The sequence below is a fragment of the Porticoccus sp. W117 genome, assembly GCF_030341905.1.
Lineage (GTDB): Bacteria > Pseudomonadota > Gammaproteobacteria > Pseudomonadales > Porticoccaceae > SCSIO-12696.
In genome coordinates this window covers 1-6,160 of sequence record NZ_JATAAF010000043.1, presented here as the reverse complement: position 1 = coordinate 6,160, position 6,160 = coordinate 1, and the positions used below count along the sequence as shown (strand labels likewise).

The 6,160-nt window shown below is 54.4% G+C and carries 4 protein-coding genes, 1 pseudogene and 1 other annotated feature; of the genes and pseudogenes, 3 read left to right on the top strand and 2 right to left on the bottom strand.

Going from position 1 to position 6,160, the window contains the following annotated elements; genetic code table 11:
• The first annotated feature begins 17 nt into the window (after positions 1–17).
• Positions 18–4,025, top strand: a complete 4,008-nt coding sequence (locus tag QSV34_RS15045; RefSeq protein ID WP_289156053.1) for an RHS repeat domain-containing protein — start codon at positions 18–20, stop codon at positions 4,023–4,025.
• Positions 4,026–4,043: 18 nt separating this feature from the next.
• Positions 4,044–4,358 (top strand): DUF7660 family protein, encoded by a 315-nt coding sequence (locus tag QSV34_RS15040; RefSeq protein WP_289156052.1) that lies wholly within the window; start codon positions 4,044–4,046, stop codon positions 4,356–4,358.
• 104 nt (positions 4,359–4,462) lie between these two features.
• On the opposite strand, the gene QSV34_RS15035 is transcribed toward QSV34_RS15040, so the two are convergent.
• Positions 4,463–4,669 carry a SymE family type I addiction module toxin gene (locus QSV34_RS15035; RefSeq protein ID WP_289156051.1) on the bottom strand — a complete coding sequence of 69 codons (207 nt, stop codon included), beginning with the start codon at positions 4,667–4,669 and terminating at the stop codon, positions 4,463–4,465.
• On the bottom strand, positions 4,666–4,863 hold the full coding sequence (locus QSV34_RS15030; protein WP_289156050.1) for a hypothetical protein: 198 nt from the start codon (positions 4,861–4,863) through the stop codon (positions 4,666–4,668). The genes QSV34_RS15035 and QSV34_RS15030 overlap by 4 nt, the downstream gene beginning before the upstream one ends.
• Positions 4,864–4,956: 93 nt before the next feature.
• On the opposite strand from QSV34_RS15030, the pseudogene QSV34_RS15025 reads away from it, so the two are divergent.
• A pseudogene (locus tag QSV34_RS15025) lies at positions 4,957–6,029 on the top strand (IS3 family transposase); the annotation flags it as partial.
• Positions 5,235–5,351, top strand: a sequence feature (AL1L pseudoknot). (Overlaps the previous pseudogene by 117 nt.)
• Positions 6,030–6,160: the final 131 nt, after the last annotated feature.

The following is a 6,160-nucleotide window of genomic DNA, read 5'->3' as shown; positions in this document are numbered from 1 at the left end:
TTCTGGGCTTTGGCCGAATGCGCCAAGTGGACGCCACAACGGGCGTTCAAAACACCACCTGGTACCGCCAGGACTTCCCGTTCCAGGGTCACCCCAAAAAAGTAGAAGTGCGCAGTAAAGAAGGCCACCTGCTGTCAGAGACCGAGAACACCTGGAAACTGAAAGTGTGGGATTGGAACAACCCCGGTTCGGTGGGTAGCCTTGGGCACACTGGCCACCTTACCGACTGGTCGAGCGTGGCGGGCACTAGCAGCGGCAAGTACCAACAGCTGACCTTGTTCAACAATGGCCAGGGCATTTTCCGTCCTTACCTGGCGCAGTCCGTCCAAAGAACCTACGACCTGGTGGACAACGCCAGCGGCGCCACCACTACCCAGGGCAGTTTGCTCAAAACCGTCACCACGGAAACCACCGAAGACGGCTACGGCAACCCACTGACGCAAATCGCCACCACCGTGGACAACACCACCGGCTTGAACACCAGTGGCCACCAATACAAAGTCACTACCACCAACGTCTACGACAACGCCAGCTACTCAGGCGAAGCCAGCAACTATGGTCAATACCGCGGCCTGCTCACCAGCAGTACCGTACAAACCGAGCGCACTGGCGAGACCACCGTCACCCGCAAATTGGGCTACAGCTACTACACCAGCACCACAGCGACGGCCTACAACAGCAAGCTGGGCGTCAAAGGCCTGCTCAAAGACGAGATTGTGGAGCCGGACAATAGCGCCTATACCCTGACCACCACCCACCTCTACAACGTCTTTGGCAAGCGCACCCGTTCTGAAGTGACGGATGGCAGTCAAACCCGCTACAGCGAAACCCGGTTCGATACGCTGGGTCGTTACGAAGACGCTATGTACAACTCGTTGGGCCACAAAACCAGCGACGTCATCAGCCGCAACGCCTACGGCCAGCCCACCGAAGTGGAAGACATCAACGGCGCCAGTATTTACATGGCCTACAGCGCCTTTGGCCGCAAATACTTCGAACGCTCAGACACGGGTGCCTTCAGCAAAACCTACTTGAGCGACAACAGCGCAGACATGGCCCAGTGTCCCAGTAATGCGGAATACGTCAGCCTGGTGCAAACTGCTGGTGGCGGCGAAAGCAGAGTGTGCTACGACAAACTGGGCCGTGAAGTGCGTACCCTGGCAAAAGCCTTTGATGGCCGCTGGAGCGCTTCTGACATCGAATACGACACCGTGGCGCGCACCGCGCGGCAGAGTGAACCGTACTTCACCTCCGGTGGGCAGAGCACCGCCTACTGGACGCAAAACAGCTTCGACATCCTGGGTCGGCCCAAGCAGGTGACCCACCCGGACAACAGCACCACCACCCACAGCTACAGTGGCTTTAGCTCCACACTCACCAACGACCTGAACCAGAGCAAAACCCAGCGCAGCAACGCCTTGGGCGAAGCGGTGCAAATCACCGATCACCTCAATGGCAGCACCCACTATCGCTACGACGCCCAGGGCAACATGACCCAAATGACCGATCCGGGCAGTCATATCACCACCATCGGTTATGACCTGCTGGGCCGCAAAACCGCCATGAACGACCCGGACAAAGGCAACTGGAGCTACGCCTACAACAAATTTGGCGAACTCACCGGCCAGACCGATGGCAAAGGCCAAAGCAGCGCCATGGTCTACGACCTGCTGGGCCGTATGACCAGCCGTATCGATCGTCGGGCCAACAACAGCGTGGAAGCGGACACCCTCTGGGTCTATGACACCGCGGCCAACGGCCTGGGCCAACTGGCCAACGTGCAGCAAGACAACGGCAACACTGGCACCAATGACTACGTTCAAATCCTTAGCTACGACCCACTGGGACGGGTGATCAACACCGCCACCAGCCTGGGAACCAACGGGGCGGGCGGCGCCTACATCGAAGAAATCACCTACGACCAATACGGCCGGGTGTTCCAAACCTTCGATGCGGCCAACGACCCCAACGGCGCCATCGGTTATCAGGGCCTGCAACACCGCTACAACAACAACGGCTACCTGCAGTCCGTGGGCAGCGTGCAAAACAACAGCGCCGGCAACCCAGTCACCGCCTACCAGACCGTCGAAACCATGGACGCCCGTGGCAACATCACCACCGAACTGTACGGCAACGGCGTACGCACCGCGCGCTTCTACGACCCGCAAACCGGGCGCCTGACCGACATCGACGGCACCAGTGCCGGTGGCAGCCTTGGCAATATCCAGGAACTGGACTACCAGTGGGACACCCTGGGTAATCTCACCAGCCGTAACGAACTGTCCGGCAGCAAAAACCTCAGCGAAACCTTCCAGTACGACGGCCTCAACCGCCTGACCCACTACACCGTGGGCGGAGCCACCAAAACCGTCAGCTACGACGCCCTGGGCAACATCACCCACAAAAGTGATGTGGGCAGCTACAGCTACGGCCAAAACAGCGCGGGGCCCCACGCGGCCACCACCATCGCTGGGCAAAGCTACTCCTACGACGCCAACGGCAACAACACCAGTGGCGATGGACGAACGCTGAGTTACAGCACCTTCGACAAACCCATCACCATTCAAAAAGGCAGCAGCCACACCACCGCCTTTGAATACGGGCCGGACCGGATGCGTTACAAACGCACCGACGATGACAACAACAACGGCATCGACAAAACCACCTGGTACATCGGCAGCGTCGAAATCATCGAAAACGCCGACAACACCACAGAGATCAAACGCTACATTGGCGATGCAGCCATCGTTACCCTGACCCTGAACGCCAGCGAACAACTGACCGGCACAGACACCCACTACCGTCACTACGACCACCTGGGCAGCCTGGACGTAATCACCAACGCCGTGGGCAGCATCGTTGAAGAACTGAGCTTCGACCCTTGGGGGGAGCGCAGAAACGGCGTAAACTGGAGCGACCTGACGGCGACAGAACTCGCCGGGTTCTTTGACAGCACAATCAGTGGCAAAGGCGCCCATGGCATCACCACCCGAGGCTTTACCGGGCACGAAATGCTGGACGAAGTGGGCATCATCCACATGAACGGGCGGATTTACGATGCAACAGCAGCTCGATTCCTTCAGGCTGACCCCATTATTCAGGATCCGCTCAATACTCAATCCCTTAACCGATACAGCTACGTCTGGAATAACCCTCTCAATGCGACAGATCCTAGTGGATATGTGACTATCACCTTGAGAGGTGGTGCGGCACGCAGCTTTTTTAGAGGGCTTCAGCGTGGGATTAATAGAGGCTTTGGCTCGCGCCTGGCGTTTGGGTCGCTATTTAAGCATATGGCGAATAATGGCTTTGCGGTAGCTGCGTTTACGGCAAATGCGTCTGTTGCACAGAATGAGAACAACTCCGGCAAACATGAGTTCAAGTTCCAAGGCGAAACCCTATTTGTCAAAGTAGGCGATGATTGGCGTCCTGCCGCATCGTTATTCCCAAATGGTGATCCTGCAAATGGTATTCAATTAGCTGGTAGAGGTGGCGGAGGTGACCTCGAAGGCTTGGGAATGGTAATAGATGCCTTAAGGATTCTCGAAGTTGATAAACAATTCTACAAAGACTTAGGGCAAGCAACTAACACGGAAGAGAGAATCAGCGCTGTAAATAGTGCAAAACGTTCTCTTTTACGGATAGGGTACAGTGAGCTTGGAGAGTCGTTTGAGAAGGATGAACTTGAAGGACGGAAGGTTACTGTTAGGAATTCGAGTACCATTCGCTTTACCCAGACAAGCGTAAAAGATACCTTTACAGATAAAGATAAAGGGTCGATTGATAATTTAACAAGGGCGCTTAAAACTAAAAAAGTAACTCCTGATCAGATTACTCCGATTCGAATATATAGGAGCCAAGACGGAAATATTTATAGCTTAGATAATAGGCGGTTACTGGCAGCTCAAAATGCTGGAGTTGAAATTAGAACAGTCTGGGCTGCAGATTCAGAAGTAAGAGCAGGATTTAGGCTAGGGAAAAGAGGGACATCTCGTAGGCCGAGAGTCAGAGGTCGTAAAAGGTAGCAGATCGGTGCTTTGGTTATGATTGATTTTGAAAAAATAGAGAAAATAAAATCTTCAAGTGATTTAAGTGGGTTCATTGAAGAGATGTTTCAGTTGATCTATTCAATTGAAAAAAAGGAAGATTTGGTTTTAGTTTATGAGTACTTTCTCGACAACTATGAGTACTTCTCTACAGAAATTGAAGATTCGAATATTGCATCTTATTGGGACTCAATAGTTGGTTTTGTTGAGGATTTTGATGGATATTTTGAGCTAAACGAAGTGCCTAAAAATAAGGTTTCAACTTGGACTACCCTTGGGGTTGTTATGATGGCCTCGGCAATGAGGGAGTAAGCAGCGAGCAAAGCGGGGATAGACCTCAATTGAATCCGGGTTTAGCTGTTTTTTACTGAGAACTCTACCCAACGCCCCGTCAGTAATCTGCCGGGGCGTTGTTTTTAGGCCTTGGTGACGACCAACCGCCCTTGCTCAACCTGAACGGTGACGGTGGAATCAATCTCAAATCCTGCCTTGGTAAGCCAGTGCCCCTTGAGATGAATCTCTCCAACCAGGGTTCTATCTTTGTAGAGCTGCTGGAGTTGATAGGAGTGGTAGGTCTGTCGCACCTTAAGGTGCCGCTGTTTGTGTTGGGGGAAAGTTGTCATTGTGACTCCCCCTGTTCCGCCCAAAAGCCATCGCGCAACAAATTGTCGAAACAGGTTTTAAGCTTGGGTTTTTTGCGCAGCAGGTGGTGGGTAAACATCTCCCAGCTCAGGTTTAGCGGCGTACGTTTACCGGCGGCCCGTTCTTGCTCCAGTGCGTCGATGACCTCGTAGACCACATGATTAAACACCATCATCCGCTGCCAGAGCGCTTCGGTGTCGTCCTGTGGATCGGCGGTTTGAATCGCCCCGGGTTGATCGGAGGCTAATTTTCTTGAGAGGATTAGCCAATGAACAAACGACCTGGATATTCACCCGAAGTGCGTGAGCGCGCAGTACGCTTGGTGCTGACAAGCGAACACGAACACTCCTCCCGATGGGCCGCGATAAAGTCCATTGCCACAAAGATTGGTTGCACTCCAGAGACCTTGCGATCATGGGTCAACAAGATGGAAGTTGATACCGGCGCAAAGCCTGGAGTCACCAGCGATCAGTCAAAACGCATGAAAGAGCTGGAGCGGGAAGTCCGCGAACTCAAGCGTGCCAATGAGATTTTGAAGAAGGCCGCCGCTTTTTTCGCCCAGGCGGAGCTCGACCGCAAACCCAGGTGATGGTGGATTTTATTGACCAGCACCGCGACGAACACGGTGTCGAGCCGATCTGCAAGGAGCTGCCGATTGCACCTTCCACTTACCGTCGCTGCAAAGCCCTGGAGCAGCAGCCAGAGAAGCGCAGTGAGCGTGTCCTGCGGGATGAGCAGCTTTGCCACGAGATTCAGCGTGTGTGGGAAGAGAGTGACCGGAACTACGGTGCCCGCAAGGTCTGGAAGCAGCTTGGTCGTGAGTCCATACCTGCGGCCCGCTGCACCGTTGAACGACTGATGAAACACCTTGGATTACAAGGCGTACGGCGCGGCAGACGCTGTATCACCACCATACCGGACGAGGCTGCCCACAAGCCGCTGGATCTGGTACAGCGTCAGTTCACTGCTGACCACCCCAATCAACTTTGGGTGGCTGACATCACCTATGTGCCCACTTGGTCCGGCTTTGTCTACGTGGCCTTTGTTGTAGATGTGTACTCTCGCTACATCGTCGGCTGGCGGGTGCTCAAGCATATGCAGACAGACTTAATCCTGGACGCCCTTGAGCAAGCAATGTGGTTACGCGGCAAACCGAAGGGCGTCATCCATCACAGCGACCGAGGCAGCCAGTACCTCTCTATCCGCTACACAGAGCGGCTGGCTGAGGCAGGCTTCAATGCCTCAGTTGGCAGCGTGGGCGACTCTTACGACAACGCCCTGGCTGAGACCATCAACGGGCTGTACAAGGCAGAAGTGATTCACAAAAACGGCCCCTGGAAGGGGCTCAGACTGCTGACAAAGTCCTCGCCCTCGTGCGGGGACTTTTTATAATGGGGCATGTTAAAAGACCGCCCCCAAACCCAGTCCACTATGGAGTTCGTCAGCATTGACGAGCTAGTTCCTGCCGACCA